Annotated in this window: 19 protein-coding genes and 1 tRNA gene; 11 read left to right on the forward strand and 9 right to left on the reverse strand. The window is 71.2% G+C overall.

Annotated elements, in window-relative coordinates:
* Window positions 1–16 precede the first annotated feature (16 nt).
* Window positions 17–1,744, forward strand: coding sequence for a malate synthase A (aceB, locus tag EDD34_RS16135; RefSeq protein WP_211341615.1), 1,728 nt, complete (start codon window positions 17–19; stop codon window positions 1,742–1,744).
* Window positions 1,745–1,887: 143 nt separating this feature from the next.
* Here aceB and EDD34_RS16140 read toward each other — a convergent pair whose 3' ends face one another.
* Window positions 1,888–2,814 carry an NAD-dependent epimerase/dehydratase family protein gene (locus tag EDD34_RS16140; RefSeq protein WP_123815475.1) on the reverse strand — a complete coding sequence of 309 codons (927 nt, stop codon included), beginning with the start codon at window positions 2,812–2,814 and terminating at the stop codon, window positions 1,888–1,890.
* A 147-nt stretch (window positions 2,815–2,961) separates the two neighbouring features.
* Here EDD34_RS16140 and EDD34_RS16145 point away from each other — a divergent pair, with 147 nt between their 5' ends.
* Window positions 2,962–3,732, forward strand: coding sequence for a TetR/AcrR family transcriptional regulator (locus EDD34_RS16145; protein ID WP_123815476.1), 771 nt, complete (start codon window positions 2,962–2,964; stop codon window positions 3,730–3,732).
* 25 nt (window positions 3,733–3,757) lie between these two features.
* Here the strand turns inward: EDD34_RS16145 and argS (EDD34_RS16150) are convergent, their stop codons facing one another.
* The 3 genes from argS (EDD34_RS16150) to argS (EDD34_RS16160) all read right to left on the reverse strand — a co-directional run bounded on the left by argS (EDD34_RS16150) (window position 3,758) and on the right by argS (EDD34_RS16160) (window position 8,879).
* Complete coding sequence (gene argS / locus EDD34_RS16150; protein ID WP_123815477.1) at window positions 3,758–5,521, reverse strand: arginine--tRNA ligase; 1,764 nt, start codon at window positions 5,519–5,521, stop codon at window positions 3,758–3,760.
* 164 nt (window positions 5,522–5,685) lie between these two features.
* Window positions 5,686–7,212, reverse strand: a complete 1,527-nt coding sequence (gene lysA, locus EDD34_RS16155; RefSeq protein ID WP_123815478.1) for a diaminopimelate decarboxylase — start codon at window positions 7,210–7,212, stop codon at window positions 5,686–5,688.
* Window positions 7,213–7,217: 5 nt separating this feature from the next.
* Window positions 7,218–8,879: an arginine--tRNA ligase gene (gene argS / locus EDD34_RS16160; protein WP_123815479.1), complete on the reverse strand. Its 1,662-nt coding sequence runs from the start codon at window positions 8,877–8,879 to the stop codon at window positions 7,218–7,220.
* A gap of 139 nt (window positions 8,880–9,018) precedes the next feature.
* Here argS (EDD34_RS16160) and EDD34_RS16165 point away from each other — a divergent pair, with 139 nt between their 5' ends.
* From EDD34_RS16165 to EDD34_RS16185, 5 genes are all read left to right on the forward strand, one after another.
* A complete protein-coding gene (locus tag EDD34_RS16165) occupies window positions 9,019–9,594 on the forward strand; it encodes a SigE family RNA polymerase sigma factor (RefSeq protein ID WP_123815480.1) in 576 nt (191 codons plus the stop codon).
* Window positions 9,591–10,814 (forward strand): hypothetical protein, encoded by a 1,224-nt coding sequence (locus EDD34_RS16170; RefSeq protein ID WP_123815481.1) that lies wholly within the window; start codon window positions 9,591–9,593, stop codon window positions 10,812–10,814. Before EDD34_RS16165 ends, EDD34_RS16170 begins: the two co-directional genes overlap by 4 nt.
* Window positions 10,815–10,992: 178 nt before the next feature.
* Window positions 10,993–11,065, forward strand: a tRNA-Arg gene (locus tag EDD34_RS16175).
* Between the two features lie 155 nt (window positions 11,066–11,220).
* Window positions 11,221–11,820: an STM3941 family protein gene (locus EDD34_RS16180; RefSeq protein ID WP_123815482.1), complete on the forward strand. Its 600-nt coding sequence runs from the start codon at window positions 11,221–11,223 to the stop codon at window positions 11,818–11,820.
* 102 nt (window positions 11,821–11,922) lie between these two features.
* A complete protein-coding gene (locus EDD34_RS16185) occupies window positions 11,923–12,588 on the forward strand; it encodes a CYTH domain-containing protein (RefSeq protein ID WP_123815483.1) in 666 nt (221 codons plus the stop codon).
* Window positions 12,589–12,614: 26 nt separating this feature from the next.
* Here EDD34_RS16185 and EDD34_RS16190 read toward each other — a convergent pair whose 3' ends face one another.
* The 3 genes from EDD34_RS16190 to EDD34_RS16200 all read right to left on the reverse strand — a co-directional run bounded on the left by EDD34_RS16190 (window position 12,615) and on the right by EDD34_RS16200 (window position 16,118).
* The gene (locus tag EDD34_RS16190) at window positions 12,615–13,292 is read right to left on the reverse strand and encodes a M15 family metallopeptidase (RefSeq protein ID WP_246012514.1); all 678 of its coding nucleotides are present in this window, start codon (window positions 13,290–13,292) and stop codon (window positions 12,615–12,617) included.
* A 334-nt stretch (window positions 13,293–13,626) separates the two neighbouring features.
* The gene (locus EDD34_RS16195; protein WP_123815485.1) at window positions 13,627–14,709 is read right to left on the reverse strand and encodes a hemolysin family protein; all 1,083 of its coding nucleotides are present in this window, start codon (window positions 14,707–14,709) and stop codon (window positions 13,627–13,629) included.
* Entirely contained in the window at window positions 14,706–16,118 is a 1,413-nt protein-coding gene (locus tag EDD34_RS16200) for a hemolysin family protein (protein WP_123815486.1), read from the reverse strand. The genes EDD34_RS16195 and EDD34_RS16200 overlap by 4 nt, the downstream gene beginning before the upstream one ends.
* 167 nt (window positions 16,119–16,285) lie before the next feature.
* Here EDD34_RS16200 and EDD34_RS16205 point away from each other — a divergent pair, with 167 nt between their 5' ends.
* From EDD34_RS16205 to EDD34_RS16215, 3 genes are all read left to right on the forward strand, one after another.
* Window positions 16,286–17,059 (forward strand): response regulator transcription factor, encoded by a 774-nt coding sequence (locus tag EDD34_RS16205; RefSeq protein ID WP_425462359.1) that lies wholly within the window; start codon window positions 16,286–16,288, stop codon window positions 17,057–17,059.
* 4 nt (window positions 17,060–17,063) lie between these two features.
* Complete coding sequence (locus tag EDD34_RS16210; RefSeq protein ID WP_123815487.1) at window positions 17,064–18,215, forward strand: sensor histidine kinase; 1,152 nt, start codon at window positions 17,064–17,066, stop codon at window positions 18,213–18,215.
* A gap of 450 nt (window positions 18,216–18,665) precedes the next feature.
* Complete coding sequence (locus EDD34_RS16215) at window positions 18,666–22,409, forward strand: multifunctional oxoglutarate decarboxylase/oxoglutarate dehydrogenase thiamine pyrophosphate-binding subunit/dihydrolipoyllysine-residue succinyltransferase subunit (RefSeq protein ID WP_246012515.1); 3,744 nt, start codon at window positions 18,666–18,668, stop codon at window positions 22,407–22,409.
* Between the two features lie 73 nt (window positions 22,410–22,482).
* Here EDD34_RS16215 and EDD34_RS16220 read toward each other — a convergent pair whose 3' ends face one another.
* Together EDD34_RS16220 and EDD34_RS16225 are read right to left on the reverse strand one after the other, a co-directional pair.
* A complete protein-coding gene (locus EDD34_RS16220) occupies window positions 22,483–23,085 on the reverse strand; it encodes a GDSL-type esterase/lipase family protein (protein WP_246012516.1) in 603 nt (200 codons plus the stop codon).
* A 166-nt stretch (window positions 23,086–23,251) separates the two neighbouring features.
* Window positions 23,252–24,190, reverse strand: coding sequence for an aldose 1-epimerase family protein (locus tag EDD34_RS16225; RefSeq protein WP_123815488.1), 939 nt, complete (start codon window positions 24,188–24,190; stop codon window positions 23,252–23,254).
* Window positions 24,191–24,363: 173 nt separating this feature from the next.
* Between EDD34_RS16225 and EDD34_RS16230 the strand changes: the two genes are divergently transcribed.
* Window positions 24,364–25,359, forward strand: a complete 996-nt coding sequence (locus EDD34_RS16230) for an aldo/keto reductase (RefSeq protein WP_123815489.1) — start codon at window positions 24,364–24,366, stop codon at window positions 25,357–25,359.
* Window positions 25,360–25,388 lie beyond the last annotated feature (29 nt).

Raw genomic sequence — 25,388 nt, forward strand, 5'->3', positions numbered from 1 at the left:
ACCCTGGAGGACTGAGATGACCAGCACGATCGACACACCCGCCCCGCGCACCGCGACTGCGCAGATGGTCGCGACGTCTGGTGCCTTCGGCGTCGTCCCCCGGGGCACCGTGCGGGTGACCGCCACGCTCGGTGAGCGGTACGACGAGATCCTCACCCCCGAGGCGCTCGACTTCCTGGCGCTGCTGCACGACCGCTTCGGGGCACGCCGGCACCGGCTGCTCGCCGAGCGCGAGCAGCGGCGCGAGGAGATCTCCTCCGGCGTGGACCCCGACTTCCGGGCCGCGACCCGGCCCGTGCGGGACGACCCGCGGTGGCGGGTGGCAGGCTCGGCCGGCGCCCCCGGCCTGGAGGACCGCCGCGTCGAGATCACCGGGCCCACCGACCCGAAGATGACCGTCAACGCCCTCAACTCGAGTGCCAAGGTCTGGCTGGCCGACGCCGAGGACGCCTCCTCCCCCACCTGGCGCAACGTGGTCGAGGGCCAGCTGGCCCTGCACGACGCCATCCGCGGCACGCTGGAGCACACCAGCGCCGACGGCAAGCACTACACCCTGCGGTCGCAGCACCTGACCGACCTGCCCACGATCGTGTTCCGCCCGCGCGGGTGGCACCTGGTCGAGAAGCACCTGCGCTACACCGGGGCGGACGGGATCACCACCTGCACGTCGGGTGCGCTGGTGGACTTCGGGCTCTACTTCTTCCACAACGCGGCCGAGCTGATCACCCGCGGCCGCGGGCCGTACTTCTACCTCCCCAAGCTGGAGAGCTACCGCGAGGCACGCCTGTGGAACGAAGTGTTCGAGGTCGCCCAGGAGGCGCTCGGCGTCCCTCGCGGCACGATCCGCGCCACCGTGCTGATCGAGACACTGCCCGCGGCGTTCGAGATGGAGGAGATCCTCCACGAGCTGCGCGATCACTGCGCCGGCCTGAACGCAGGCCGCTGGGACTACCTGTTCAGCGTGATCAAGTGCTTCCGCTCGCGCGGTGAGTCGTACGTGCTGCCGGACCGTGCCCAGGTGACCATGACGGCGCCGTTCATGCGCGCCTACACCGACCTGCTGGTCGCCACCTGCCACAAGCGGGGCGCGCACGCCATCGGCGGGATGAGCGCGTTCATCCCGGACCGGCGCGACCCGGAGGTCACCCGGCGCGCGTTCGAGAAGGTCTCGGCGGACAAGCGCCGTGAGGCCCGCGACGGGTTCGACGGCTCGTGGGTCGCTCACCCCGACCTGATCCCGGTCGCGAAGGCGGAGTTCGACGCCGTCCTCGGCGACGCGCCGAACCAGCTCTCGCGGCTGCGCGACGACGTCCGCGTGGGCCGGCACGAGCTGCTCGACGTCGCCTCGGTCCGCCGTTCCGGCGCGACCGTCACGTCCGACGGCCTGCGCGCCAACGTGTCGGTCGCGATCCGCTACATCGACTCCTGGCTGCGCGGTACCGGCGCGGCAGCGCTCGACAGCCTCATGGAGGACGCCGCCACCGCCGAGATCTCGCGTTCGCAGGTGTGGCAGTGGGTCGCGGCGGGCACCCGGACGGCCGACGACGGCCGGGCCGTCACGCGGGACCGTGTCGCGGCGCTCATCCTTGACGTGATCGCCGACCTCCCCCGTCCGCACGGCCACCGCGTCGACGACGCGGCCGCCGTCTTCCGCGCCGTGGCGCTGAGCGACGACTTCCCGTCGTTCCTCACGGTCGGCGCGTACTCACAGTTCCTGGTGGGCTCCGCGGTGGATCAGCCGTAGGAACCCATCAGGTGGCACCCCACTGGATTCTGAGGCAGACAGATCCGGGTGCCAGCCTCCGCCCCGGCCGGTCTCACCCCTTCCCCGAGACCGGCCGGGGCGGCGTCATGCCTCACCGCCTCACCGGCGGGCCGTGCGGCGGCTCACTGGCGGGCAGTGCGGCGGCAGACCTCGTCCCACGGCGTCGGCTCGATCCCGAACCACTTCCTGGCGGCGGTGTCGTCCAGCACGTACGGGCGCTCGAACTGGTAGATCAGCTCGCGCAGCTCCCGCATCATCGGCGACACCAGTGCCAGCGCGGCCAGCGCGGGTCCGCGCAGCTCCCGGATCCGCACCGGCGGACGGCCGACGGCCGCCAGCACGTCGGTCAGGGCCTGGCGCTGGGTGCGCGGGGCATTGCTCGGCACGTGCCAGGTGCGCCCGTGCGCCTCCGGGTCACCGGCGGCGGCGAGCAGCGTGCGCGCGACGTCCTGCACGTCCGTGAAGGTGTGCGGCTGATCGGTGCGGCCCATCATCGTGACGGTCCGGCCCTGCAGCGCCGCCGGCACGACGCGGGAGATGTGCCCGTTGGCACCGACGCCCGGCCCGACGTAGTCGGCGCCGCGCACCTCCACCGCCCGGATCCGTCCGGCGCGATGTGCCGCCAGCGCGTCCGCCCACAGGCGTGCGCGCAGGCGCCCCTTGTGGTCGGTCGCGGCGTCGGGCAGATCCTCCGTCATCAGGCCGTCGACCGGGCCGTAGGGGTACAGGTTGCCCGTGATCGCGTAGACCGCGCCGGTCCGCTCGACAGCGGTCAGGAGCGAGGCCGCCAGCGGCGGCCAGGCGCGGTCCCACTGGGTGTAGTCGCCGGGGTTGACGCAGTTGTAGAGCACGGCGGCGCCCTCCGCGGCACGGGAGAGCGCATCGGCGTCGGACGCATCCACCGTCACGTGCTCGACGCCGGCGATTCCGGTGTCCCGGCCGGAGCGGGTCGCCACCGTGACGCGCGACCCGCGCTCGGCGAGTTGCTGGGCGACGCTCCGGCCCACGGGGCCGGCGCCGACGACGAGGTGGCGGTCGGTGCTGTTCATCAGAGGACTCCAGGGTTGGGAACGGGAAGACCGGCGAAACTCGCGAGAGCACTGCTCTCGTTGCGGTCAGCATGGCACGGTGCGAACCCACAATCAAGAGCACTGCTCTTTTTTGCGCACATTGCTCTCTGATGGGAACCTGTGCGGATGAACGCACCCCGCACGGCACGCGCTCTGGCCCGCGAGACACTGACGCAGGAGATCCTCCGCGCAGCTCGCGCACGGCTGCGGTCCGACGGGCCGGCGGCCCTCTCCCTGCGCGCCGTCGCCCGCGACGTCGGCATGGTGTCGTCCGCCGTCTACCGCTACTTCCCGAGCCGCGACGCACTGCTGACCAGGCTCCTCATCGACTCCTACGCGGAGCTCGGGGAAGCGGTCGAACGAGCCGAGGGCGCGGTGGCGCGCCAGGACACGGGCGGCCGATGGCTCGCCGCCTGCCGCGCGCTGCGCGCCTGGTGCGTGGAGCACCCCGGAGACTTCGCGCTCCTGTACGGCACCCCGATTCCGGGGTATGCCGCGCCGCAGGACACGGTGGAGCCTGCCACGCGCGTCATCCGGGTGCTGATACGGATCGCCGGGGACGCCTACGCCGCAGGCGCGCGGCCCGCACCCGCGGTCGCCGACGGCGGAGCGGGCGCCGGAACCGGCGTCGCCGACATCGTCGCGGGAGCCCGGGATTTCGCCGTCCAGCACGACCTCACCCCCGAAGGCATCGCTCCGGAGGCGGTGGTCCGCACCCTCATGGCCTGGAGCCAGCTGTTCGGCACGGTGTCGTTCGAGCTGTTCGGGCACCTCGTCGGGAGCGTGGGCGACACCGGGCGCTGGTACGACGAGGTCGTCCGGCGCGTGGGCGCGGACCTCGGGCTGTCGTCACCGATGGGAACAGGCGCCACGGCCAACCCGACTGACCAGCCGTGACGCCGCTCCGGTCCCGGTAACCGGGTCACATACGCTCGGGCGCCTCGATCCCCAGCAGGCCCAGTCCGGCCGCGAGAGTACGCCCGGTCAAGTCGGACAGGGCCAGCCGGTTGGCGCGAACGGAGGGGTCGTCAGCCTTGATCACCGGGCAGGCGTCGTAAAACTTGGTGAAGGCACTGGCCAGGTCGTACAAGTACCCGCACAGGCGGTGGGGTTCGAGGGTATCCGCGACGTCGTGCAAGATCGCGTCGAACCCGTCCAGCGTCAGGGCGAGCGTCCGCTCAGCGGGGTGCAGCGGCAGTGACGTGTCCAATCGCCCGCCGACGGCCGTGGCCGCCTCGGTCTGTTCCCCTGCCCGACGCAAGATGGAGCGGACACGGGCGTGCGCGTACTGCAGGTAGACGCCGGTGTTGCCGGTCGTGGCGACCATCTGATCGACGTCGAACACGTAGTCCTTCGTGCGCGTGTTCGACAGGTCGGCATACTTGATGGCCGCAGTCCCGGCGGCATGCACCACGGCGTCGAGCTCGGCGCCCGTGAAGTTGTGCTCTCTTGCCTGCAGCACCGCCCGGACCGCGCCCTCGGCGTCGTCGAGCAAGTCCGCGAGTCGCACCGTCTTGCCCGAGCGGGTCTTGAACGGACGCCCATCCGTGCCGAGCACGGTACCGAACGGGACGTGCTGGGCGTGGACGGTCTCCGGAAGCCAGCCGACGCGGCGAGCGACGTCGAACACCATCTTGAAGTGCAGCGCCTGGCGAGCGTCGACGACGTAGAGAATCCGGTCGGCCTTGTACTCGTCGACGCGGAGCCGCATCGTGGCCAGGTCCGTAGCGGCGTACCCGAACCCGCCGTCCTTCTTGCGCACGATCAGCGGCACGGGGTCCCCGTCGGGGTTGGTGACACCGTCGGTGAAAGTGACGATCGCCCCGTCGGATTCGCTCGCCACCCCGGCTGCCAGCAAGCCCTCCACGATGCCCGGCAGCGCGTCGTTGTAACGCGACTCACCGTCGAAGTCCCCGTCGTCGAGCAGGACCCCAAGGCGGGAGTAGATGACATCGAATGCCTTCTCGGACTCGGCGACCAGGTCTCGCCACACCGCGACGGTCGCATCATCGCCCGCCTGGAGCGCGACGACCCGGGAACGCGACCGGTCGGCGAAAGCCGGATCCGCGTCGAACGCGACGCGAGCATCCTTGTACAGGGCGTCCAGGGCCGACATCGTCTCGGCGCCCTGCCCCTTCCACGACACCTCGGGGTGCTCGTCGAGATACTGGATGAGCATCCCGAACTGGGTACCCCAGTCCCCGATGTGGTTCTGCCGGGTTACGTCCGCGCCCAGGTGCCCGAGGATGCGCACGAGAGCGTCACCGATCACCGAGCTCCGCAGGTGCCCGACGTGCATCTCCTTGGCGACGTTCGGCGCCGAGTAGTCGACGACCACTCGCTCGCCGGCTCGTGGGGTGGCAACGCCGAGGCGAGTGTCGGCCAGCCGCGCCGCGACCGCCGACCACACCACGTTGCCGGGCACCGTGATGTTCAGGAAGCCAGGACCCGACACCTCAGCCGTGATTCCGACCTCAGTGTCAAGGTGCCCAACAACCTCGTCCGCGATGGCCCGGGGCGGTCGGCCGGCCTTTTTTGCAACGGCCAGAGTGCCGTTGGCCTGGAAATCTGCGCGGTCGGATCGTCGGACCACCGGGTCGGAACCGGCCAGCTCAGACGGGAGCGCTCGGGTCAGGGCAGCCTTGACGGCCGCCTCCACCTGGTCCTGGATCGCGACGACGGTCACGCGCGCACCTTCCGCTCAGAGGGGTTGGAATGCCCGCTGGCACGCGGGCACGCGAAGTCTAAGGCTCGGGCGGGTTCTCTCCGCTCAGCGCATGCCTGGCCGGATCTCGCCTTGCCGCCTCGCCACCATGCCCATACAGATCCCGGCCCTCAGGCACGGTGCACCTACCCCTGGTCCAGCCGCAGCAGGTCGTCCTCGGTCTCGCGACGGACCAGGACACGGGAAGCTCCATCACGTACGCCCACGACCGGCGGCCGCGGCAGCATGTTGTAGTTCGACGCCATGGACCGGCCGTAGGCGCCCGTCGCGGCGACCGCGAGCAGGTCACCCGCACGCACGTCACCGGGCAGCATCACCTGATGCACCACGATGTCGCCGGACTCGCAGTGCTTCCCGACCACACGCGCCAGCACGGGCTCCGCGACGGAACTCCGGCCGACGACCTCCGCGTGATAGTCCGCGCCGTACAGCGCGGGCCGGATGTTGTCGCTCATGCCACCGTCGACCGAGACGTACAACCGGGTGAACGGTTCGCCGTCGTCCCCGCCCACCGTCACGGGCTTGACCGTGCCCACCGTGTACAACGTCATTCCCGCCGGCCCGACGATCGCCCGTCCCGGCTCGATCGAGAACCGCGGCAGGGGCGTGCCGAGATTCGCGGCCGCCTCCGCCACCGAGGAGGCGATGTCCTGGGCGACGCGCTCCGGGTCCAGGGCGACCTCGCCCGGGAGGTACGCGATACCGTAGCCGCCGCCCAGGTCCACCTCGCCCACCAGCACACCGGTCCGGGTCGCCAGCTCCGCGCGTAGTTCCAGGACCGCGCGCGCGGCCGCCTCGAACCCGTCCGGATCGAGGATCTGCGAGCCGATGTGCGAGTGGATGCCGAGCAGGCGCAGGCTCGGCCGCTCCAGGATCCGCAGCAACGCGGCCATCGCAGGGCTGTCGGTGCCCGGCCCGGCCGCCACGTTGACCGACAGCCCGAACTTCTGGTCCTCGTGCGCGGTGGAGATGTACTCGTGCCCACCCGCGTGCACGCCCGTGGTCACGCGCACCATCACCGGCGCGACGACGCCTCGCTCCGCCGCCAGATCCGCGACGCGGTCGATCTCGGCGAGCGAGTCGACGATGATCCGGCCCACACCGTGGTCGAATGCATGCGCGATCTCCGCGTCCGACTTGTTGTTGCCGTGCAGCCCGATCGCCTCGCCGGGCACCCCGGCGCGGAGCGCAACGGCCAGCTCGCCACCCGACGCGGTGTCCACCCGCAGGCCCTCCTCGCGCGCCCAGCGCGCGACCGCCATGGTGAGCAGCGCCTTGCCCGCGTAGTACACGTCCACGCCCGTTCCCACAGCTGCGAACGCCGCTTCGAAAGCGGTCCGGTAGGCGCGAGCGCGCGCCCGGAAGTCTGCCTCGTCGAGGACGTACGACGGCGTCCCGTGGTCCGCCGCGAGTTCGGCGACCCCGACCCCCGCGACCTCCACCGCACCGTCGTTGCCGCGACGCACACCGCTCGACCACGGTTCGCCGGCCGAACCGACGGGAAGCGCGGTGGAACCGAGCTGCCCGGCCACGACCGCCGTCGCACCGGGACCACCCGTCGCACCAGGTTCACCCGCCGCGGTCGTCGCCGCGGCGCCCACGACCGGCGTCGTACCAGACCCCTCGGACGTGCCGCCCGCTGCCGGTGCCATGCCGCTCACATCCGCTCCGGGGCGCTCACGCCCAGCAGGTCCAGGCCGTTGGCGAGGACCGTGCGGACGGCGTCGTTCAGCCAGAGACGGGTGCGGTGCGCATCGGTCACGGCCTCGTCGGGATAGGGGTTGGCGCGCAGCTTGGCGTCGTCGTTGTACCAGGAGTGGTAGTCGCCGGCGAGCGCCTCGAGGTAGCGGGCCACGCGGTGCGGCTCGCGCAGTTCGGCGGCCTGGGCGACGATGCGCGGGTACTCGGTGAGACGGCCGATCAACGCGCTCTCCGACTCGTGGCTGAGCAGCGACGGGTCGAAGGCGTCCTCGAGTCGCACGCCGCGTTCGGCCGCGTTCCGGTCCACGGCGCAGGTCCGCGAGTGCGCGTACTGCACGTAGAAGACGGGGTTGTCGTTGGTCTGCTTGAGCATGTCCTCGCCCTGGAGCTCCAGCGGCGTATCCGCCGGGTAGCGCGCGAGCGAGTAGCGCACCGCGTCTCGTCCGATCCACTCGACGAGGTCCCGCAGCTCGATGATGTTCCCGACACGCTTGGACAGCTTCGCGCCGCCGACGTTCACGAGCTGGCCGATCAGCACCTCGATGTTCTGCTGCGGGTCGTCCCCCGCGCAGGCGGCGATGGCCTTGAGGCGGTTGATGTAGCCGTGGTGGTCGGCGCCGAGCAGGTAGATCTTGCCGGGGAAGCCGCGGTCCTTCTTGGACAGGTAGTAGGCGGCGTCCGCGGCGAAGTAGGTGGGCTCACCGTTCGCGCGGATGAGCACACGGTCCTTGTCGTCCGTGAAGTCCGTGGTGCGCAGCCAGACGGCGCCGCCGGCGTCGAACACGTGGCCCTGCTCGCGGAGCCGGTCCACCGCCTGCTCGACGGCTCCGGACTCGTGCAGGTCACGCTCGGAGAACCACACGTCGAAGTGCACCCCGAAGCCTTCCAGCACCTCGCGGATCTCCGCGAGCTGGAGCTGGTAGCCCTCCTCGCGCGCGACGGCGATCGCCTCGTCCTCAGGGAGGTCCGGCAGGTCCGGCCGCCTCTCGAGCACCTTGGCGGCGAGTTCCTTGACGTACTCACCGTTGTAACCGCCCTCGGGGATGTCCCCGCCGGTCGCCCGGGCCAGGATCGAGCCGCCGAACCTGTCCATCTGCGCACCGGCGTCGTTGATGTAGTACTCGGCGGTGACGTCCGCGCCCGCGGCCCGCAGGATCCGGGCCATCGCGTCGCCCAGCGCGGCCCAGCGGGTGTGGCCGATGTGCAGCGGGCCGGTCGGGTTGGCGCTGATGTACTCCAGGTCGATGACCTGGCCGGCGAGCGAGTCCGTGCGGCCGTACTCGGCGCCGGCCTCGACGATGGTGCGAGCCAGTTCACCGGCGGCACCGGCATCGAGCGTGATGTTCAGGAAGCCCGGACCGGCGACGTCGACCGACTTGATCCCGGCGTTCTCCCCCAGCCTCGCGGCCAGGTCCTCGGCGAGCGCACGAGGCGTGGTACCGGCCTTCTTGGCGAGCTGGAGCGCGACGTTCGTGGCCCAGTCGCCGTGCTCTCGCTGCCGGGGACGCTCCACGTGCACCGAGGCGGGGATCGCCTCGGCGGGGAGCTGAAGGGTGCCGTCGGCCACAGCCGCGGCAAGGGCAGCGCTGAGTGCTCCGGAGAGCTCGGTGGGGGTCACCCGACGATTCTACGGGCGGGCCCCGGCAGGCGGCCCGGGGTTTCCACAGCCCGGGCACGAGGGCCCGGCGATGACAACCTTTCCCCGGGCCTGTCCGTCTGCTTCTCATGGATCACCCGACAATCAGGCGGTGCACCGGATGAACTCCCAGACCGCCTCCGCGGCGCCAAGCGTCGCCGTGCACACCACGGGCAGCAAGACCGAGCGCTTCACGGCCTTCGCCGAGGCTGCGACCCCCTCGCTGTCCCGTCTCGCCCTCTTTCTCACCGGGGACGAGCACCGTGCCCGCGACCTCGTGCAGCACGCGTTGGAGCGGACCTATCTCGCCTGGGGTCGCGTGGCCGCCGGTAACCCGGAGGCGTACGCGCGGCGGATCGTCGTGAACGCGCGGATCGACGGCTGGCGCAAGCGACGCCGCGAGACGCTGGCCGACCCGGCCGAGCTGTGGGATGCGCAGACTCCTGACCCGACGTCGGGAGTACTGCACCGGGACCAGCTGGTCCGGGCCCTGCGGACGCTGCCGCCCGCGCAGCGGCGCGTGATCGTGCTGCGCTACCTGTATGACCTCAGCGAAGCGGATACCGCCGCCGAACTCGGTGTGTCCGCCGGCTCGATCAAGTCCGCCGCGTCCCGCGGACTGGCACGCCTGCGCATGGTGCTCGACGACGAGCCCGCCTCGAAGACCGCCACCCAGCACAAGGGGACGACTCGATGACCTCTCAGCCGCACTCGCACGACGATCTGATCGCCCTCCTCCAGGCCTCGGCTGACCGAGCCGAGCCGCTCGACGTCGACGCACGCGCTCTGGCACGAACCGCCGTGCGCCGGGGCCGCACCCGGCGTGCGCTCCAGGCCGGAGGCGGTGCCCTGGCGGCCGCCGCGATCGCCGGCGGCGCATGGTGGTACGGCACATCGGCGACGACGCCGGTCCCCGCGGACCCTGCCCCCACCGTGAGCCCGGCGCCCGAGGGCAGGCCGACAACGGGTCCGTTCGCGAACGACCCGACCATGGAACGGCTCCCCGTTCTTGACGGGGTCAAGCCGGGCATCGTGCCGGAGGGATGGGTGTCGCACGAAGTGAGAGGGTTGCGGCTCGCTCTGCCCGACGGGTGGGGCGAGGTGCCGGTGGAGCCGTACCCCGGTGAGCCGATCCACGCTCGGCGCTATGCGAACCTCTGGGCGCAGGACGGGACGATCCGCCTCGCCGGCCCCGACGGCGCCCAGGTGATCGCCGCCGAGTCGGCCCTGGTCGAGAGCTTTTCGCCGGACAATCCGCCACGGGGCTACGCCCTCGGGTCGGAGTCGAGGGTGCTGTTTCCCCTCACAGGTTCGGACCTGGCGGTGGCCTCCCTCCAGGGCCGGTTCTACGAAGGCGTGGCACTCGACTCGGCCGAAGTACAGCTCCGCGCGTCCGGTGGTAGGGGCTACGTCGTCGTCGCGACGGGCCTCGGTGCGATGGACGACCAGGACATGTTGGTGAAGCTGCTCGGCACCCTCACCTTCACCGAGGAGGCGCTCCGTTCCACGCCGCTGACAGCCGTTCCTCTCGGGGCGCGGTCCGACCAGGAGATCCCCGATGGCTGGCAGACGATGCGCGAGGGTTCCGTCACCCTCTCGGTGCCAGGTGACTGGCACGTCGGCGGCGACGCATACCACCCCCCAGGCGAGTTCGTCTCCTTCGGGAGGTTGAAGTCGCCGGGGCCGATGACCACCGACCAGGCGCAGCTCCGCTTCGAGACCTCCGGTGCACAGGCGATCCTGGTGAGATCGGAACTCGCCCACTACCCGTGGTCGGAGCGGCCCGTGATCGACGGGCAGGTGGACGTGCGACTCCGCTCGGGAGAGATCGTCACGGTCACCGTCGCCCTCGTGGACGACGAGGACGGGGCCACCCTGCTCCGTCAGATCGCAGGCACGGTCCGCGTGGATCCGTGACCCTCCGGTGACGGCGGTCCGGAGGCGCCCTCCGCTCCGGACCGCCGTCGGGCACAACGGACTTCTGCCTCGCGGGCAGACGCTCGTCACACGAATGGATGCGCGGCCCGGGCCTGTCACCTGGTAGTCTCATTCCGGCCGTTACGGAAGCGATTCCTCGCTCCCGGCAAGCGGTCCCGCGCCTGTAGCTCAGTGGATAGAGCGTCTGCCTCCGGAGCAGAAGGTCGGGGGTTCGAATCCCTTCAGGCGCACCCGAGAAAACAGGCCGTGACCAGCGCAAATGCTGGTCACGGCCTGTCTCGTTCGTCGCCCGGTGACCGTCTTCCTGCCGCTGCTGGCCCAACTGCTGGGCTCCGGTCGCGCACGGCACTACACCGATGACCGAGTTGCCGGTATCGTCCGCCACATGTCCGATGCAACGGCAGCCGATCACGCCACGGCCAGCACGTCCACCGCGTCCGCCTCCCCCGCCACCGGCGACGTCGTGGAGCTCTACCCGTCGCACGGGCATGTGACCTCACTGGCGATCGTCTCGCTCGTCCTGGCGGTCGTGTGCGGCGCGGCCGCGGTCATCGGGTTCGACACGGCGCAGACCGATCCCTCGCCCACGGCGCTCGTCGTCGCCGGCGCGGGCGCGGTCGGCACGCTGATGGCGCTCGGTGCCGGCCTCATCGCGGTACGCCGCATGCTGGTCGCGCGCTGGCCGGTGCTGATCGTCGACGACGAGGGCTTCACCGACTGGCTCCCCAACCTCGGCGTCGAGCGCGTCGAGTGGGCCGAGGTCACGGGCATCCGGGACGCGAACCTCACCGGCCGAGCCGTGATCGCCGTCGACGTCGTCGATCCCGACGCCGTCATCAGCCGCCAGCGCACCCCCGTGCGGCGGGTGGCCGCGGCGACGAACCTGCGGCTCGTCGGAACCCCCGTGGTGCTGAAGCCGAGCAGCATCGACGCCTCCGCGGAGCAGATCCGGGCCGCGCTCGCGCCGCACGTCGCCCAGGGGTGACCGAGAGCCGGTAGCCGGCACGACGGACCGGGGTGGACAACGATTGCCCCTGCTTGTGTAGACTTCCTGACAGCACCTGACACGGGCGACAGGGGACCTGCCATGAGCGACCTCGACAACGCCGGACGCGACGCCGGGCCGGACGCCGGCTATCGCGACTTCGAGTTCGAAAGGCGCTTCTTCGTGCGGGACTTCCCCCGCGCGCTCCGGGACGCCCCTGCCCTCATCGTCCAGTCCTACTTCGTGGCCGACGACGGCTACGCGCTGCGGGTCCGCGTCCAGGCAAGCGACGTCGAGTCTCCGCAGGAGCCCGGAACGGATGCGGAGAGCATCCTGCGCGAACACGCCTCGGAGATCGACTTCGCCGCGGTCACGGTCAAGGGTCCCGCCGTGGGCGGCACCCGTTACGAGGCCGAACGCCCCCTCGACCCGAGCATCGCCGTCGAGCTGGTCCGCCGCGGCGGGCATCCGGTGGTGAAGACCCGCTACGCCGCGTGGCTGGGCGCGGACGGCTGGTCGATCGACGTGTTCGGCGGCGCGAACCATCCGCTGATCATCGCCGAGTGCGAGCGCTCACGCCCGGTCACCAGCCTCCAGATCCCTGACTTCTGCGTCACCGAGATCACGGACGACGCCCGCTTCTCCAACGACTCGCTCGCCATGCGGCCGTACGGTTCCTGGTCGGCGGCGTTCGACACCGAGCTCGCCGCGCAGGGCCCTCACTTCCGCCAGGACTTCGGGCCCAACTCGCGCCTCAGCACGGGCTGATCCGAGGCCGGCCTCCGGAGCCCGCCTCAGCCCTTCCAGAGCCCCAGTTCCCGGACGCCGTCGACGTACTCCCAGTGCCAGGGCTCGTACTTCTCGCCGCCCACCTGGGCCCACGCGGGGTTCTGCCAGCCGTAGGCGGGGGCGTTCGCCCAGAGCCAGGAGTAGATCTCGCTGTTGCTGGTCTCCTGCTTGCAGATGTCGATCGCGAGTCCCCAGCCGTGGTTCGAGGTACCCGGTGAGGCCGCCCAGTAGCCGAGCTGGGCCTTCACCGCGTACTGCGTGTCCAGGTCCCGATAGCTCGCCACCAGGCACATGTCCCGCCCGAACTGCGCGCGGAAGGCCCCGTTGAGGGCGGACAGCGCGACCGCGGCGTCCGGCCGCAACCGCTCGTCCGCCTGCCACAGCTCGCACAGCGAGTGGTCGGTGAGGAGCCCGTTACCGCCCTCGACCGGGGCGTCGAAGTCGCAGCCGGGCAGCGGGCTGCGCTCCGCGTCACGACTGACGACTCTCGCCTCGGCGCGCTCGATCCTCGGTGCGGCCATCACGTTCTCGGAGGCACGGGGCGCCGTGGTCGGGTCGGTCACCAGGTCGAGCGGTGACGGTCCGGTCGGGTCGGCCGCGACCTCGAAGGGCGACTCGCCGCTGCGCTCGGCCTGCTGCCCGAGAGGCGCGCCGATCGTGGCGGCCGCGAGGGTGCCGAGCACGGCGGTGCGGGACAGGAACTTCTGCGCGGGTGCGGTACGCCCCCCGTCCGCAGGAGCCTCGCGCCCGGAACGGCCGCTTCGAACCGGACGAGCGCCACGACGGGCGGGCTGGCTTCGCTCCAGGGCTTCGCGCCGGGCGCGTCGAGTGGGATACGCAGGCGAAACGCCTGGGCCGACCGCTGGCTCCACAGGTCCTCCGAGTTCGCTGCCGCACCCCCCAACGCGGCCCCGTCGTCATCCGGTCTCGACCATAGCGGCCGCCCGCTCGGGTGCCAAGCCGGGCAGGACGCTCATACACGAAATGCCGCTCTCGCCCCGTCCGCCCGCGATGACCTCAGCGACGCTGCATGGCGTCCCGCACCTCGCCGACGAGCTCCTCGAGGATGTCCTCCAGGAAGACGACGCCCTGCAGTTCGCCGCCCTCCCCGACGACCCGCGCGAGGTGCGCCCCGGACCGCTGCATCACCCGCAGCGCGTCCTCCACCTCGTCGCCGGGCCGCACGCTCGCCAGCGCGCGCACCCGCCAGAGCGCCACGGGCTCCGTCCGCGCCTCGCCCGCCGCGTACAGCACGTCCTTGAGGTGCAGGTACCCGACGAGGCGCTCGTCGTCGGCCATGGCCCGGGCGCCGGGCACGGCGGCGTCCTCGGGACTCGCGGCGGCCAGCACCGGGAACCGGGAGAACCCGTGCTCGGCCACGAGCCGCTCGACGTCGTCGGGCGTCACTCCCTCGGTCAGCGTGACCAGCGACCCCACGGGGACCATGACGTCGCCGGCGGTCTTCTCGGAGAACTCCAGCGCGCCGGAGAGCAGCCCCAGGTCGTCCTGCAGCACACCCTCGGCCTGGGAGTGCTCCACGATCGACTGCACCTCCTCGGCCGTGAAGGCGGAGGCGACCTCGTCACGCGGTTCGACGCCCGTCAGGCGTACCGCGTGGTTGGCCAGCCAGTTCAGGGCCACGATGACCGGCCGCACGGCACGGGCCAGCAGCACGAGCGGCGGCCCGAACCACAGCACCGCCTTCTCCGGTGTCGACACCGCCAGGTTCTTCGGCACCATCTCACCGAGCACCACGTGCAGGTACACGACGATGGCCAGAGCGATCGCCATGGCGATCGGGTGAGCCAGCGCCTCGACGCCGAGCGCGTGCAGCGGCACCTCGAGCATGTGCGCGAGCGCCGGCTCGGCCACCATGCCGAGCCCCGTGGAACACACGGTCACGCCGAGCTGCGCGCACGCGAGCATCAGGGAGACGTGCTCCATGGCCCACAACACCGTCTGCGCGCGACGGTTCCCCGCCGCGGCGAGCGGCTCGATCTGCGATCGCTTCGCGGACAGCACGGCGAACTCCGCACCGACGAAGAAGGCGTTCCCGGCCAGCAGCACGACGGCGATCACGATCGCGGTGGTGGTGCTCATCCCCGGACCTCCTTCTTGGCACGGCGGTGCCCGTTCGCGGCCTCGGCCACGGTTCCGCCGGCTCCCACGCGCACCGCCGGGCGGACCCGGATCCGCTCGACGCGCCGCCCGTCCATCGCCTCGACGCGCAGGGTCGCGCCGGGCACCGTCACCTCGTCGCCGGCCCGGGGCACGCGCCCGAGCTCGGCCATGACGAGCCCGCCGAGCGTCTCGTAGGCGGCCCCCTCGGGTACGACGACGCCGGTGTTCTCCTGCAGTTCGTCGGGCCGCAGGACCGCCGGGACGATCCACTCGTCGCCGGGCGCGCGCACCACCCCGGCACGGCGCCGGTCGTGCTCGTCGGCGACCTCCCCCACGAGTTCCTCGACGACGTCCTCCAGCGTGACCACCCCCGAGGTCCCGCCGTATTCGTCGACCACGACGGCCATCTGCAGCCCCAGGTCGCGCAGTTCGACGAGCAGCGGCCCGAGCCCCACGGTCTCGGGCACGCGCGGCGCGTCGACCATGAGCGCGGCGGCCGGGACCTCGGCCCGGCGCTCGTGCGGCACGCCGACCGCCCGGCGCAGGTTCACCAGGCCGACGACGTCGTCGCGGTCCTGACCGATCACCGGGAAACGGGAGTGCCCGGTGCTCATGGCGAGCTGGACGACGTCGGCCGCGGTGGCGTCGCGCTCGACCACGACCATGCGCATGCGGTCCGTCATGACGTCGTTGGCGCTCAGCTCGTGGAGCTCGATCGAGTTGGTGAGGAGTTGCGCGACGGACTTCTCGAGCGTTCCCTCCGCCGCCGACCGGCGTACCAGGGAGGCGAGCTCCGTGGCCGACCGGGCGCCGGACAGTTCCTCGCGCGGCTCGACGCCGACCCGTCGCAGCAGCGCGTTCGCCGACCCGTTGAGCACCAGGATCACCGGCTTGAAGAGCACGGTGAACATCCGCTGCAGCGGGATGACGACACGCGCGGCGCCGAGCGGTACGGACAGGGCGAAGTTCTTGGGGATCAGCTCGCCGAACAGCATGGAGAAGCCGTTCACGAGGAGCAGGGCGAGCACCGTGGCGACGGCCAGCCCGACGGCGTCGGACATCGGGAAGCTGCCGAACCCCGAGGTCAGCAGGCTCACCAGGGCCGGCTGGGCGGTGTAGCCGAGCAGGATCGTGGTGACCGTGATGCCGACCTGGGCGGAGCTGAGCTCGGTGGAGAGGCTCTTCAGCGCGGCACGGACGGCACGGTCACGGCGCCCGGGGCGGTGAGGAGCCGAGGAGCCGACGGGCGAACCCGGTCTGTCACCCTCCTCGTCGTCGCCGACCACGGCGGGGTCGAGGGTGACCAGGGAGAACTCACCTGCGACGAAGATTGCTGTACCTGCGGTGAGGAGCACCCCGACGGCCACCATGATCCAGTCGGCGGTCATCGAGTGCTCCTGGGATGGTGCGGTTCGATCATGGTGAGCTGATCGTAGCGCCGGTGGCCGACGGTGACGAGATGCCGTGCGCCGGCCCTGCGCTGTTCGTGACACGGCCCGGCCGCTTCCGGCCCGGGTTCAGCATCCTTTCAGGCTGGGGGGTGCAAGATGGTCCCATGTCTTCAGGTACGCCGCAGCAGCCGGGCAGCCCCGCCCGCCCCGACCCCGCCTCGTCGGGCGCCACCGGTACTGGCCAGCAGAGCGCCACGATCCTCGTCGTCGAGGACGAGCCGACGATCGCCACGGCGATCGCCCAGCGGCTGTCCGCGGAGGGCTGGAGGGTCGAGGTCGCGCGGGACGGCCTGTCCGGGGTCGACGCCGCGATGCGCTTGCGCCCCGACGCCATCGTGCTCGACGTGATGCTGCCGGGGATCGACGGGCTCGAGGTGACGCGGCGCATCCAGGCCGAGCAGCCGGTGCCCATCCTCATGCTCACGGCCCGCGACGACGAGACGGACATGCTCGTGGGTCTCGGCGTCGGCGCCGACGACTACATGACCAAGCCCTTCTCGATGCGCGAGCTCGTCGCCCGCCTCAAGGCCCTGCTGCGGCGCGTGGACCGCGCGGCCCAGGCGGCCGCCTCGACGCCGTCGGAGCCGCCGATGGCGATGGGCGACGTCACGGTCGACCGTGCGCAGCGCCGGGTCTACCGCGGCAGCGAGGAGATCCACCTGACGCCCACCGAGTTCGAGCTGCTCGTCATGCTGGCCTCGTCCCCCAAGACGGTGCTCACGCGTGAGCGGTTGCTGGCGGAGGTCTGGGACTGGGCGGACGCGAGCGGCACCCGCACCGTGGACTCCCACATCAAGGCGCTGCGCAGGAAGCTGGGCTCGGACCTGATCCGGACCGTCCACGGCGTGGGGTACGCGTTCGAACCGCCGACGGCGTGACGCGATGAGCCGCAGGCTTCCCGGCGTCGCGCGCACCCTGCGCGATGTCCGCCCGCTGGACCCGCTGAGTTCGATCAAGATCAAGCTCGGCATCCTCGTCGCCGCGACGGTGACCCTCGCGGTGATGATCACGTGGCTCGGGCTGCAGCTGGAGATGGGCCCGAGCCGCACGTTCCCGGTGGCGATCCTCCTGTCGCTGGTCCTGACCCAGTTCCTGGCGCGCGGGATGACCTCGCCGCTGCGGGAGATGACGCACGCCGTGCAGGCGATGGCCGACGGCGACTACACCATCCGCGTACGCGCGACGAGCCGCGACGAGGTGGGCCAGCTCGCGGCAGCGTTCAACCAGATGTCGGAGGACCTGGCGTCGGTGGAGCAGACGCGGCGCGACCTCATCGCGAACGTGTCGCACGAGTTGCGCACGCCCGTGGCCGCGCTGCAGGCGCAGCTCGAGAACATGGTCGACGGCGTCGTCCCGGCCACGCCCGCGATGCTCGAGCAGGCACATGCGCAGACCGAGCGGCTGACACGCCTGGTCACGTACCTGCTGGACCTGTCGCGTCTCGAGGCGGGCGCGTCGGCGCTGTCCGTGTCGGAGTTCGACGTCGGCGACCTGATGGAGGAATGCGCCGACGGCCTCCAGATGGTCGACGCCGCCAAGGACCTGCACTACATCATCGACGTGACGCCCCCGAACCTGGCGATCGAGGCCGATCGCGAGCGGCTGCACCAGGTCCTCACGAACCTGTTGCAGAACGCGATCCGGCACTCGCCCCGGGACGGCGACATCCGCATGGACGCCTACCCGATCGGCGAGACCGTCGTGCTGGAGATCAGCGACCAGGGCCCGGGCATCGCCCCCGAGGACCGGGAGCGCATCTTCCAGCGGTTCGCCCGTGGCACGGCGTCGAGCCCGGGGACGACGGCGCCCGCGGCCGGGTCCGGTCCGGACGGCGCGGCGGGGATCGCGGGCAGTACGCCGCCCGCGAGCGGAGGCACCGGGATCGGGCTGGCGATCGTGCGCTGGGCGGTGGAGCTGCACGGCGGACACGTCGAGGTGGCCGATTCGGACGAGGGGGCGACCATGCGCGTCACGCTCCCGGCGCGCGCGCACCCGGCGCCGGGCGTCACCGCCGAGCGGCTGGGTGACGAGTAGGCGGCGAGCAGGCGGCGAGAGCACACACCTGATGCCGGCGCGAGGGCGCAGGGCATCACGTGTGTGTGCTTCCGAGGGGAAACGCGTAGAGACATCGGGCGCGGAGAACAACCCCATGGGGCCGTGATCTCCGTCACACAGACCAGGGATTGTCCACCCTGACCGCGCGACGGAAACATGGCATTGACGGGTTCCAGGGCGAATGTTGCCTGCTTTTTGCCTGCGGAGCATAATTCATGACGAAGCATCGGCCATGGCGCCCGGACCGCCGCGGGAGGCCACGGACGTCACACCCGCTTCCGGGCTCGTTAGGCATACCCTTGTGCTGTCCGAAACCGTCGGACTGAGGCCGTGACCGGTCAGCGCCGGCACCCTCACAGAGCGCAGAATCTATGGGTGAAGGTGGGCGATCCGCGCGTGTCCCCTAAAGCTGGTTCAGAGTCGATCAGCGTGGCGAGCTCGTCGTTCGGAGCCAATCAGTGGCTCGTCGACGAGCTCTACCAGCAGTATCTGAAGGACAAGAACGCCGTCGACCCCGCGTGGTGGGAGTTCTTCGAGGACTACACGCCGTCGCCGGACAGCACCCGCAAGACCGCCGACACCCAGTCGGCACCCACCACCGCCACTCCGGCCGGTGCCGCATCGCCCGAGCACGCCCAGCCGAAGACGTCGTCGGGCAGCCAGGGCACCGCGGCCGCCGAGGCGGCGCAGCAGCCGGTGGAGAAGGCGATCCCGGCAGACCCCAAGGTGACCGCGGGGGCCCCGCCCGTCGCCACCCCGGCCGTGCAGGACTACGGCCAGTCGCTGCTGCAGCCCAAGCCCCACTACGACGACGCGGTGGACGACGTGCAGAAGCTGCGCGGGCCCGCCGCGCGCGTCGTGACGAACATGGAGTCGTCGCTCGAGGTCCCGACCGCCACGTCGGTGCGCGCGGTGCCCGCCAAGCTCATGGTGGACAACCGCATCGTCATCAACAACCACCTCAAGCGCGGGCGGGGCGGCAAGGTCTCGTTCACGCACCTGATCGGCTACGCGCTGGTCGAGGCGCTCACCGACATGCCGGTGATGAACTCGCACTACGAGCCGGTCGACGGCAAGCCGGGCGTCAACCAGCCCGCGCACGTGGGCTTCGGCCTGGCCATCGACCTCGCCAAGCCCGACGGTTCCCGCCAGCTCCTCGTGCCGAGCATCAAGAAGGCCGAGGAGCTCGACTTCTCCGAGTTCGTCGCGGCCTACGAGGAACTCGTCCGCAAGGCACGGGGCGGCAAGCTCGGCGTCCCGGACTTCCAGGGCACCACCATCTCGCTGACCAACCCGGGGGGCATCGGCACGGTGCACTCCGTACCGCGCCTCATGCAGGGCCAGGGCACCATCGTGGGCGTCGGCGCGATGGACTACCCGGCCGAGTTCGCGGGTGCGTCGGACGAGCAGCTCGCGCGCATGGGCATCTCCAAGGTCATGACGATCACCTCGACGTACGACCACCGCATCATCCAGGGCGCGCAGTCCGGTGAGTTCCTCAAGATCATCTCCGAGAAGCTGCTCGGCCTCGACGGCTTCTACGACCGCGTCTTCGCCGCGCTGCGCGTCCCGTACGAGCCGGTGCGCTGGGTGCGCGACAACACCGTCGACTCCGACGTCGAGGCCGCCAAGCCGGCCAAGGTCGCCGAGATCGTCCAGGCGTTCCGCTCGCGCGGCCACCTGATGGCGGACACCGACCCGCTCGCCTACCGCCAGCGCAAGCACCCCGACCTGGACATCCAGAACCACGACATGACGCTGTGGGACCTGGACCGCGTCTTCCCCACCGCCGGCTTCGGCCCCAAGGCCAAGATGAAGCTGCGCGACATCCTCGGGCTGCTCCGCGACTCCTACTGCCGGTCCATCGGCGTGGAGTACATGCACATCGCCGACGTGGCGCAGCGCAAGTGGCTCCAGGAGCGCCTGGAGTCCGGCTACGCGAAGACCCCGCGTGAGGACCAGCTGCGCATCCTGCGCCGCCTCAACTCCGCCGAGGCGTTCGAGACGTTCCTGCAGACCAAGTACGTCGGCCAGAAGCGCTTCTCCCTGGAGGGCGGCGAGTCGCTCATCCCGCTGCTCGACGCGATCCTGTCGCGCGCCGCCGAGGGCGGGCTGGACGAGGTCGGGCTCGGTATGGCCCACCGCGGGCGGCTCAACGTGCTGGCGAACATCGCGGGCAAGAGCTACGCCCAGATCTTCAAGGAGTTCGAGGGCCAGATCGACCCGAAGTCCGTGCAGGGCTCGGGCGACGTGAAGTACCACCTGGGCACCGAGGGCACGTTCACCGCGGAGTCCGGCGCGACCACCAAGGTGTACCTGGCGGCCAACCCGTCGCACCTCGAAGCCGTGGACCCGGTGCTCGAGGGCATCGTCCGCGCCAAGCAGGACCGCATCGACCTGGGCGCCGACGGCTTCTCCGTGCTGCCGATCCTGGTGCACGGCGACGCGGCGTTCGCCGGCCAGGGCGTGGTCCCCGAGGTGCTGAACCTCGCGCAGCTGCGCGGGTACCGCACGGGCGGCACCATCCACGTCATCGTGAACAACCAGGTGGGCTTCACCACCGGTCCGCAGTCCTCGCGGTCCACCACCTACGCGACCGACGTGGCCAAGGGCTACCAGGTCCCGGTCTTCCACGTGAACGGGGACGACCCGGAGGCCGTGGTCCGCGTCGCGGAGCTCGCCTTCGCGTTCCGCGAGCAGTTCGGCCAGGACGTCATCGTCGACCTGATCTGCTACCGCCGCCGCGGGCACAACGAGGGCGACGACCCCTCGATGACCCAGCCCATGATGTACAACCTCATCGAGGCGAAGCGCTCCGTGCGCAAGCTGTACACGGAGAACCTCGTCGCGCGGGGCGACATCACCGTCGAGGAGGCCGAGGCCGCGCTGCAGGACTACCAGAAGCAGCTCGAGCGGGTCTTCACCGAGACCAAGGCCGACTTCACCCCCGCGCCCCAGTCCGAGCTGGTCGCCGGCCTGGAGCGCCCGGAGGCACAGCTCGAGGACGCCGGCACCATGGTCGGCTGGCAGACGGCGATCAGCCACGACGTGCTGCAGCGCATCGGCTCCGTGCACACGGCGCCGCCGGAGGGCTTCAACGTCCATCCGAAGCTGGCCAAGCTGCTCGAGACCCGCGAGATCATGTCCAAGGACGGCGGGATCGACTGGGGCTTCGGCGAGCTGGCGGCGTTCGGTTCCCTGCTCATCGAGGGCACCCCGGTGCGCCTCGCCGGCCAGGACTCGCGCCGCGGCACGTTCGTCCAGCGCCACGCCGTGCTGCACGATCGCGAGACCGGCGCCGAGTGGACGCCGCTGCTGTACCTCACGCCGGACCAGGCGAAGTTCTGGGTGTACGACTCCTCCCTCAGCGAGTACGCGGCCCTCGGGTTCGAGTACGGCTACTCGGTGGAGCGTCCGGACGCGCTGGTGCTCTGGGAGGCGCAGTTCGGCGACTTCGTCAACGGCGCCCAGACCGTGATCGACGAGTTCATCTCGTCCGCGGAGCAGAAGTGGGGCCAGTCGTCGTCGGCGGTCATGCTGCTGCCCCACGGCTACGAGGGTCAGGGGCCGGACCACTCGTCGGCCCGCATCGAGCGCTTCCTGCAGCTCGGCGCGGAGAACAACATGACGATCGCGCAGCCCAGCACGCCGGCGTCGTACTTCCACCTGTTGCGCCGCCAGGCGTACGCCCGCCCGCGCCGCCCGCTCGTGGTGTTCACGCCGAAGCAGCTGCTGCGGCTCAAGGCGGCGGCGTCGGCCGTCGAGGACTTCACGTCGGGCACGTTCCAGCCGGTGCTGGGTGACGCCTCCGCCGACCCGGCGAAGATCGACCGCGTGATCCTGTGCACCGGCCGGGTGTACTACGACCTGCTCGCCGAGCGCACCAAGCGCGGCGACGAGGGCGTGGCGCTCGTCCGCCTGGAGCAGCTCTACCCGTTCCCGGAGGAGCAGATCCGCGCGGAGATCGCGAAGTACCCGGGCGCCGAGCTCGTGTGGCTGCAGGACGAGCCGCAGAACCAGGGCGCGTGGTCGTACATCCACCTGGCCCTTCCGACGGACCTGCCCTACGTCAAGGTGATCAGCCGCGACGCGTCGGCCTCCACGGCGGCCGGCACGGCGAAGCTCCACCAGGCCCAGCAGAAGCTCCTCCTGGAACAGGCCTTCACCCGCTGACCCGGGTCCCGGCGAGTTGAGCAGCGGGGTGGCACCACGGCTCGTGGTGTCACCCCGCTGCCGTGCCGTCCGGTCAGTCGTCCTGGGGAAGCCCCAGCCACGAGTGCCAGCCCGTGTGGAGGACGAGCCAGGCCATGAGGCCGTAGCCGGCCTGGCCCGGATAGCTGGTGCCGTTCTGCGCCAGGTCGGCGAGCCACTGCTCGTGGGACGCGAGCGGGGTGTAGGTGTCCACGTACGGCACGCGACGCCGGCTCGCGACGTCGGCGAACGCGTCGGACAGCTCGGCGATCCGGTCGCCCTGGTCGGGCGTGCCGGGCGGCGGGCCGACGACGAACGTGGGCGTCCGGTTGGCCTCCGCGACGTCCAGGATGTTCGCGAGGTTGAGCCGCGAGCGCGCCACGGACAGTCCCGCGGCGACGTCGTGGCGGCCGAGCGCGACGACGAGCCGGTTCTCGACCTCGGGCTCGGGGCCGAAACGGGCCGCGGTCTCCGTCTCCCAGCGGGCGCCGAGCTGCGTCGACGTCTCGCCCGGGATGGCAAGCGTGAACATCATCGCAGGCCGGCCGAAGCTCGTCCGGGCCACGACACGACCGGTCCAGCCGAGCGCTCTCGCGTCGCCGACACCGGTGGCCAGCTCGTCGCCGACGACACAGATGCGCACCTGGCGTTCCTGCACGGACCTCTCCTTGCCTCAGCACTCATCCTGCCGCTCCTCGGGGCCGCGCTCCGCGGATGCGTCGTTCCTCGGCCCTTGCCCTTCGTCGCGTCAGTGAGCCGGTTCGCACGTCGCCCGGCCGGCTCCATTGTCGGTCAACCGGGATGGACCACCTGGGATTTGGCGCTCAGGCGCGCCGCTCGTCCAGCAGGGTGATGCCCCAGCGCACCCGATGCGTGTCGCCCGGGGAGAGCCGTACGAGGCGATCGCCCGTGGCGAAAGCGTCCGCGTAGCAGGTCATCGGCTCGGCCGCCAGCCCCATCCGGTGGTACTCCTCGCCGACGTGGTCGCCCGAGCAGGCCTGCCACACGTCCATCGAGTCGTCCATCCACACGGCGGCCGTGCGGCCGTCCGTCCCGGTGAGCCGGATCCAGGCGAGGCCGTCGTCGTCCCGCAGGACGTCGACGAACGCGTCGTCGAGATCGCGGCCGGCCATGCCGACCGGCTCGCGCATGTCGAAGGGCCCGGCGACGGGCTCCGTCCCGGTGGGCAGGAGCCGCTCGTCGATGGTGACCCGCGTCGCGGCGTCGAGCCGGACGACGCAGTCGTCGAGGGCCGCCCCGCCGGTGGACAGCCACGGGTGGAACCCCGCGCCGTAGGGCGCGGTGCCCGCGCCGACGTTCGTCGTGGCCAAGGTCACGCTCAGACCGCCGTCGGACAGGCCGTACGTGATCTGCGCGGTGAGCTGGAACGGGTACCCGGGCTGCGGGACGACGTCGAGACCGAGCGTGACCGACACGTCCGTGCGGTCCACCAGGCCCCAGCGCTCCCAGGCGGCGAGGCCGTGCAGCGCGGTGCCGCGTGCAGGCTCCGTCAGGGGGAGGGTGTACGTGACGCCGTCGGCCTGGTAGACGCCGTCGCGCAGGCGGTTGGGCCACGGCAGCAGGACCGCGCCGTTGAACACAGGATTGACCTCGTCGACCCCGAACGGGACGACGACGTCGCGGCCACCCACCGTGTACTCGCGCAGGGCAGCGCCGACCTCGGTGACGGTGACGTGCTGTTCGCCGTACGAAATGCTGTGTTGTGTACCGGACGGCGCGGGTACCGTCTGTGGGTCTGTCATCACCCTCACACCTTAGAGGCTGCGTGGAACCGGGAAGTTTCCGTGTCGTGCGGATAGCGTGGGACAGAGAACAACCGACGCGGCGCGCGTCCCTGGAGCACGCCGCGTTCCCCACACGGCCCGACGGCGGGTCACGCGGGCCCCGGACGCCCGCGACATGAGCAGGAGGATCAATGGAACAGCAGGTACTCGGACGGTCGGGGCGCCTCGTCTCGGTCGTCGGCCTGGGCACCTGGCAGCTCGGCGCGGACTGGGGCAATGTCTCGGATACGGACGCCCGTGACGCCCTGGAAGCTTCCCTCGAGGCCGGTGTGACGTTCTACGACACGGCCGACGTGTACGGCGACGGCCGCAGCGAGCAGGTGATCGGCGAGTTCCTCAAGGAGCACGCGGACGCCGGCATCACCGTGGCCACCAAGATGGGCCGGCGGATGGACCAGGTGCCGGAGAACTACGTGCTCGCCAACTTCCGCGAGTGGACGGACCGTTCCCGGAGGAATCTCGGCGTCGAGCGGCTCGACCTCGTGCAGCTCCACTGCCCGCCCACGGCCGTGTACTCGTCGGACGAGGTCTACGACGCGCTCGACACCCTCGTGGACGACGGCGTGATGACCAACTACGGCGTCAGCGTGGAGACCGCGGCGGAGGCCCTCACCGCCATCGCTCGCCCCGGCGTCGCCACCGTGCAGATCATCCTCAACGCCTTCCGGCTCAAGCCGCTGGACGAGGTCCTTCCCGCGGCGTCGGAGGCCGGCGTCGGCATCATCGCGCGCGTCCCGCTCGCCTCCGGCCTGCTGTCCGGCAAGTACACCGCGGACACGAAGTTCGCCGAGAACGATCACCGCAGCTTCAACAGGGACGGCGCCGCGTTCGACGTGGGCGAGACGTTCTCCGGTGTGCCGTACGAGGTGGGGCTGGAGGCCGCGAGCCGCTTCACGGACCTGGCGGCCAAGTGCTTCGACGACAGCCTCACGCCGGCCCAGGCCGCGATCGCCTGGGTGTGGCAGCGGCCGGGCGTCTCCACCGTGATTCCGGGGGCCCGCAACGCCGAACAGGCGCGCGCGAACGCCGCGGCGGGTGACGCGGCCACGCTGGGGCCGCTCTTCACGTCGGGAGTGCGGGAGATCTACGACGAGCTGATCAAGGAGCACGTCGCCGACAAGTGGTGACCTGAGGACGTGAAGGGCCGGAACCCGAC

It is taken from the genome of Myceligenerans xiligouense, from assembly GCF_003814695.1.
GTDB classification, from domain to species: Bacteria; Actinomycetota; Actinomycetes; order Actinomycetales; family Cellulomonadaceae; genus Myceligenerans; species Myceligenerans xiligouense.

Excerpts from the sequence above, each read along its gene's own strand:
- EDD34_RS16145 (WP_123815476.1), top strand. The coding sequence starts at position 2,962 with ATGAACGCACCCCGCACGGCACGCGCTCTGGCCCGCGAGACACTGACG.
- EDD34_RS16210 (WP_123815487.1), top strand. The coding sequence starts at position 17,064 with ATGAGCCGCAGGCTTCCCGGCGTCGCGCGCACCCTGCGCGATGTCCGC.
- EDD34_RS16225 (WP_123815488.1), bottom strand. The coding sequence starts at position 24,190 with ATGACAGACCCACAGACGGTACCCGCGCCGTCCGGTACACAACACAGC.
- EDD34_RS16180 (WP_123815482.1), top strand. The coding sequence starts at position 11,221 with ATGTCCGATGCAACGGCAGCCGATCACGCCACGGCCAGCACGTCCACC.
- EDD34_RS16230 (WP_123815489.1), top strand. The coding sequence starts at position 24,364 with ATGGAACAGCAGGTACTCGGACGGTCGGGGCGCCTCGTCTCGGTCGTC.
- EDD34_RS16170 (WP_123815481.1), top strand. The coding sequence starts at position 9,591 with ATGACCTCTCAGCCGCACTCGCACGACGATCTGATCGCCCTCCTCCAG.
- EDD34_RS16200 (WP_123815486.1), bottom strand. The coding sequence starts at position 16,118 with ATGACCGCCGACTGGATCATGGTGGCCGTCGGGGTGCTCCTCACCGCA.
- EDD34_RS16165 (WP_123815480.1), top strand. The coding sequence starts at position 9,019 with ATGAACTCCCAGACCGCCTCCGCGGCGCCAAGCGTCGCCGTGCACACC.
- EDD34_RS16205 (WP_425462359.1), top strand. The coding sequence starts at position 16,286 with ATGTCTTCAGGTACGCCGCAGCAGCCGGGCAGCCCCGCCCGCCCCGAC.
- EDD34_RS16140 (WP_123815475.1), bottom strand. The coding sequence starts at position 2,814 with ATGAACAGCACCGACCGCCACCTCGTCGTCGGCGCCGGCCCCGTGGGC.
- EDD34_RS16195 (WP_123815485.1), bottom strand. The coding sequence starts at position 14,709 with ATGAGCACCACCACCGCGATCGTGATCGCCGTCGTGCTGCTGGCCGGG.
- aceB (WP_211341615.1), top strand. The coding sequence starts at position 17 with ATGACCAGCACGATCGACACACCCGCCCCGCGCACCGCGACTGCGCAG.
- EDD34_RS16185 (WP_123815483.1), top strand. The coding sequence starts at position 11,923 with ATGAGCGACCTCGACAACGCCGGACGCGACGCCGGGCCGGACGCCGGC.
- lysA (WP_123815478.1), bottom strand. The coding sequence starts at position 7,212 with ATGGCACCGGCAGCGGGCGGCACGTCCGAGGGGTCTGGTACGACGCCG.